This is a genomic window from Streptomyces sp. 5-10 (assembly GCF_014712245.1).
Classification (GTDB): domain Bacteria; phylum Actinomycetota; class Actinomycetes; order Streptomycetales; family Streptomycetaceae; genus Streptomyces; species Streptomyces violaceusniger.
The window spans coordinates 1-411 of record NZ_JACVYG010000243.1 but is presented as its reverse complement, the minus strand read 5'-3'; the positions used below and the strand labels follow the sequence as shown (position 1 = coordinate 411).

The window sequence follows — 411 nt, the reverse complement described above, 5'->3', positions numbered from 1 at the left end:
GATGCCGTGTGGGTTCGCCATGCCACGGGTTCGTTGGTGGCGGAGGGGTCGGCTGGTGTCGGTGGGGTGGTGTTGGAGCAGTGGCCGCCGGTGGGTGCGGAGCCGGTGGTGGCTGATCTGGAGGTGTTCTATGAGCGTTTCTCCGAGCGTGGGTTTGATTATGGTCCGGCGTTTCGGGGGTTGGAGGCGGTGTGGCGGCGTGGTGAGGAGGTGTTCGCTCAGGTTCGTCTTCCGCAGGAGCGGGTGGGGGAGGTGGAGCGGTTTGGGGTGCATCCGGCGTTGCTGGATGCGGCCGTGCATGCGGTGGCGTTGATCGCTTCGGAGGAGGATCAGGAGGCGGCGCGTATTCCGTTTGCGTGGTCGGGGGTGCGGTTGCATGCCTCGGGTGCGTCGGTGGTGCGGGTGCGGTTG

Annotated in this window: 1 protein-coding gene; it reads left to right on the top strand. The window is 66.9% G+C overall.

Annotated features, from left to right (window positions below; translation table 11 throughout):
* Positions 1–411: polyketide synthase dehydratase domain-containing protein (locus IEJ02_RS48025; RefSeq protein ID WP_191070537.1), on the top strand; the 411-nt coding region annotated here is incomplete at both ends.